Consider the following 4,379-nt stretch of genomic DNA (forward strand, 5'->3'; position numbering starts at 1 on the left):
GAAAATCTCCCACGGTCTGTACTGCGCTAACAGTCAGAATCGAGCCTTGTCCCTCCTCCTCCCTTCAAGTCCTACCATACAAGCGAGCCTGCTCGCGAAAGCGCCAGCCCAGACACAAGAAACTGCAAAATTCCTGCACCACATCACTCCCCCGGATCGAAAATCCGCCTAGACTCCAGTCATCTCAAAGACAAGGCAGTCTCCATGATCTCGATGTCGTCGTTCCACGCCATGCTCATTCCGATCCTGAGCGGAATGCTCCTGCTGGCGATCGGTTTCAACTTCCGTGACAAGAACGCCGGCGTCTTCGCCATGTGGATCGGCATGTTGATGATCCTCGCCACAGTGATCTACAAGATCCTCGCCAAACTCAACGAATAACCCGTGCCGGCTCGCATTGCGCCCATGGGGCTCGTACACTCCAGCGCATCCACCCTTTGCCCGGTTGACCGCCTCGTGTTCGCTCGTTTCCTTGCCTTACCCAGCCTGTTTCTCGTTTTTCTGATGGCCCTGCTGCCGCTGGCACCCGCCCATGCGGTCGGTTTGCCCGGCATGCTCAACACCGGCAAAGCGCAGCCTGTCGCAGAGGTACCGCTCGGCCAGTCCCTCGACGAAGTCATCAAGTCTCTGGAAAACGACCAGCAGCGCGCGCAACTCTTGAGCGACCTGAAGAAACTCCGCGACGCCACCAACAAGGCCCAGGCCAGCCCCGAAGAAGGCGTGCTCGGCCTGATCGGCGGCACCCTCGCCAATTTCGAAAAACAATTCACCGGCGCCGACAGCCCGCTCAATCGCTGGGGCAACGAATTCGATCTGGCCAAGGACGAATTACGCGGCCTGATGCTGCCGGCCAATCAATGGCTGCCGATCATTTTCGGCTTCGCGATGATCCTGATGGTCTGGAGCCTGCTCGCCGCCGCGCTGATCTGGCTCGGCCACCGCGTGCGTCTGCGCTTCGGCCTCACCGAAGAACTGCCGCAACACCCGCGCGCCCTCGACATGCTGCGCTTTGCCCTGCGCAAGCTCGGGCCGTGGCTGATCGCGTTGGTGATGACCGTGTACATGAGCTACGCGTTGCCCTCGTCTCTGGGCAAGAGTCTGGCGATGGTGCTGGCGTACGCGCTGGTGGTGGGCACCTGTTTTTCGGCGATCTGTGTGATCGCGTTCTCCCTGCTAGACGGCCCGCATCGCCATCGCGCACTGTACATTTTGCGCCATCAGGCCTTCCGGCCGCTGTGGCTGATCGGCAGCTTCGCCGCGTTCGGTGAGGCCTTGAGCGACCCGCGTCTGGTCGCCAGCCTCGGCGTGCATCTGGCGCACACTGCCGCGACCGTGGCCAATGTGCTGGCGGCGCTGTCGACCGGTCTGTTCATCCTGCGTTTCCGCCGACCGATCGCGCACCTGATCCGCAACCAGCCACTGTCGCGGCGGCTGACCCGCCGCGCCCTCAGCGACACCATCGAAATCCTTGGCACCTTCTGGTACGTGCCGGCAATGGTGTTGGTGGGTATTTCGCTGTTCGCCACCTTCGTCTCCGCTGGCGACACCAGCACGGCATTGCGCCAGTCGCTGATCTGCACGGTGCTGCTGGTGTTGTGCATGGTCATCAACGGCCTCGTCCGCCGCCATTCACTGAAACCACAACGCGGGCCGAAACGGCATGCGCTCTATTCGGAACGCCTGAAAAACTTTTTCTACACCCTCGCGCATTTGCTGGTGTGGCTGCTGTTCATCGAACTGGGCCTGCGGGTCTGGGGCCATTCGCTGATCGGTTTCGCCGAGGGCGACGGTCATGACGTCAGCGTCAAACTGTTCAGCCTGATCGGCACGCTGATCATTTCCTGGCTGATCTGGATTCTCGCCGACACCGCCGTGCACCACGCCCTCACCCGTTCACGCAAAGGCCTGGCCAACGCCCGAGCGCAGACGATGATGCCGCTGATCCGCAACGTGCTGTTCGTGACGATTTTCATCATCGCGCTGATCGTCGCCCTGGCGAACATGGGCATGAACGTCACGCCGCTGCTGGCCGGCGCCGGTGTCATCGGTCTGGCCATCGGTTTCGGTGCGCAGTCACTGGTGGCGGACCTGATCACCGGCCTGTTCATCATCATTGAAGACTCGCTGGCCATCGACGATTACGTCGACGTCGGCGGCCACCTCGGCACCGTCGAAGGCCTGACTATTCGCACCGTGCGCCTGCGCGATATCGACGGCATCGTCCACACCATTCCGTTCAGCGAAATCAAAAGCATCAAGAACTACTCGCGTGAGTTCGGCTACGCGATCTTCCGCGTGGCGGTGCCGTACAACATGGAAATCAACGACGCGATCAAACTGATGCGCGACGTCGGGCAGAAGATGCGTACCGATCCGCTGCAACGACGCAATATCTGGTCGCCGCTGGAAATCCAAGGCGTGGAAAGTTTCGAGTCGGGCAGTGCGATTTTGCGTGCACGCTTCAAGACCGCGCCGATCAAGCAATGGGAAGTGTCCCGCGCGTTCAACCTGTCGCTCAAACGCCATCTCGATGAGGCCGGGCTGGACCTGGCAACGCCGCGCATGAGCGTGCAGGTGATCACCGCCGGTGGCGGCCAGCCGAAGGAATAGCACTCAGGCGCGCGGTTGCAGTCACAGGCAGGGAAGCCCGACAACAACAATCAAGGAGAAGCTCATGCAATTGACGCGCATTGCCCAGGCTGTTTTGCTCAGCCTGATCGCCAGCCACGCCGGTGCCGCCACCCTCGACAGCAGCCGCCAGCAGATCGCCGAACAAGCGCAAAAGCTTGAGTCCGAACTGCTGGAAACCCGCCGCGACCTGCACGCCCACCCGGAACTCGGCAACACCGAAAAACGCACCGCCGATCTGGTCGCCAAACAGCTCAAAGCCATGGGCCTGGAAGTGAAAACCGGCGTTGCCCGCACCGGCGTGGTCGCCGTCCTCAAAGGCGCCCGGCCCGGCCCGACCGTGGCCCTGCGCGCCGACATGGACGCGCTGCCGGTCAAGGAAGTCTCCGACCTGCCGTTCGCCTCGAAAGCCAAAGGCACCTACCTCGACAAGGAAGTCGACGTCATGCACGCCTGCGGCCACGACGCCCACACCGCAATCCTGCTGAGCACGGCGAAAATCCTCACCGGCATGCGCGACACCCTGCCCGGCACCGTGGTGTTTTATTTCCAGCCCGCCGAAGAAGGCCCCAGCGACTTCATCCCCGACGGCAAAAACACCTGGGGCGCGAAAATGATGGTGCAGGAAGGCGTGATGAAATCACCCAAGCCCGACGCGGTGTTCGGCCTGCACGTCTGGGCCGGTGTCCCCGCCGGCCAGATCGCCTACCGCCCCGGCCCGACCCTGGCCAGCTCCGACGACCTGCGCATCAAGATCCTCGGCAAACAAACCCACGCCGGCCGCCCCTGGGACGGCATCGACCCGATCACCGTCAGCGCCCAAACCCTCGTCGGCCTGCAAACCGTGGTCAGCCGCCGCACCGACATCTCGTCCTATCCGTCAGTCGTCAGCATCGGCACCATCAACGGCGGCACCCGCTACAACATCATCCCCGAATCCGTCGACATGACCGGCACCATCCGCTCCTACGACTACGGCATCCGCCAGAAACTGCACAAAGACGTCCGCCAGACCATCGAAAAAATCGCCGAAAGCGGCGGCGCCAAAGCCGACGTAACGATCATCGAAAAATACGACCCGACCATCAACAACCCGGCGCTCACCGAAAAAATGCTGCCAACCCTGAAATGGGCCGCCAAGGACGACGTCGTCCAAGGGCCGCTGGTGGGCGGCGCGGAAGACTTCTCCTTCTTCGCCAAGGAATCGCCGGGCTTGTTTGTGTTCCTCGGCGTGACGCCGAGAGACCAGGACATGAGCAAAGCCGCGCCGAATCATAATCCGGGGTTCTTTGTCGACGAGTCAGCGCTGGTGGTTGGAGTCAGGACACTGGCCTCGCTGGCGACGGATTACCTGTATGCGAATGCCGAGGTGGGCAAATAAGACCGAGTGGCTGAAACCGTCAACGTCAAAAGCCCCTCACCCTAGCCCTCCCGAAACGTCGGACCGCCCGTAGGGAGAGGGGACTGACCGAGGTGGATGCGAAAGGTACGCTGACCTGAAATACCGAGTCGTACGTAGTTTCCGAAAAGCCCACAAATCGGCCCCCTCTCCCTCGGGAGAGGGCTGGGGTGAGGGGCGAATCCACTGAAGATCTCAAGCCATACGGCGCTTCTAACCACTCAACAATGAGCGCCAGCTCGAGTGCTTTTGATCTTGATCTTGCCTAACCAGCGACATCGGAAGGCTGAGTGGAGGGATTGATCCGGGCGTGGGAGCGCAGCGACCGTACGACGAAGTCGTACACAGCGGA

General features: G+C 61.7%; 3 protein-coding genes. All 3 read left to right on the plus strand.

Translation table 11 applies throughout. The features are described from left to right. The first annotated feature begins 204 nt into the window (after window positions 1–204). Entirely contained in the window at window positions 205–381 is a 177-nt protein-coding gene (locus ACYYKW_RS26370; RefSeq protein WP_167359889.1) for a hypothetical protein, read from the plus strand. Window positions 382–456: 75 nt separating this feature from the next. Beyond that, entirely contained in the window at window positions 457–2,610 is a 2,154-nt protein-coding gene (locus ACYYKW_RS26375) for a mechanosensitive ion channel family protein (protein WP_464991580.1), read from the plus strand. 64 nt (window positions 2,611–2,674) lie between these two features. Further along, the gene (locus ACYYKW_RS26380) at window positions 2,675–4,009 is read left to right on the plus strand and encodes an amidohydrolase (RefSeq protein WP_464991581.1); all 1,335 of its coding nucleotides are present in this window, start codon (window positions 2,675–2,677) and stop codon (window positions 4,007–4,009) included. Window positions 4,010–4,379 lie beyond the last annotated feature (370 nt).

This window comes from Pseudomonas sp. 15C (genome assembly GCF_055484735.1).

Bases quoted from the DNA above. Each gene is read 5' to 3' on its own strand.
- ACYYKW_RS26370 (WP_167359889.1), top strand. From the start codon at position 205: ATGATCTCGATGTCGTCGTTCCACGCCATGCTCATTCCGATCCTGAGC.
- ACYYKW_RS26380 (WP_464991581.1), top strand. From the start codon at position 2,675: ATGCAATTGACGCGCATTGCCCAGGCTGTTTTGCTCAGCCTGATCGCC.